Source organism: Tamlana crocina (genome assembly GCF_012037625.1).
The window spans coordinates 1-366 of record NZ_JAAVJS010000472.1 but is presented as its reverse complement, the minus strand read 5'-3'; the positions used below and the strand labels follow the sequence as shown (position 1 = coordinate 366).

Below are 366 nucleotides of genomic sequence, written 5' to 3'. Positions count from 1 at the left end.
CCGGCACCAGGATTTTTTTGGTTTGGGAAATGCCTTGCCCAATGCGCTGCATCATAAGGATTATGAAATGATCAGGGACATGGGTGCAAATTTTATTCGTACCGCCCATTACCCGCAGGATCCTGAGGTTTACAGGATCTGCGATGAACTCGGCCTTTTGGTTTGGAGCGAAGTACCGGTGATCAATGATGTGACAGCTTCTGAGGCTTATCACGAGGTTTCCCTCAAAATGCAGCGGGAGCAGATCCTGCAGTTCTTTAACCACCCGTCGGTGATCATGTGGGGACATATGAATGAGATCTTCATTCGGCTTGTCTTCAACAACAAAATGACCGAACCCGAAAAGGAAGCAAAGATCAAAACGTC

General features: G+C 47.5%; 1 protein-coding gene. It reads left to right on the top strand.

Annotated features, from left to right (window positions below; all coding sequences use genetic code 11):
- The coding region (locus HC176_RS17650; protein WP_280818720.1) for a glycoside hydrolase family 2 TIM barrel-domain containing protein at positions 1-366 on the top strand (366 nt) is incomplete at both ends.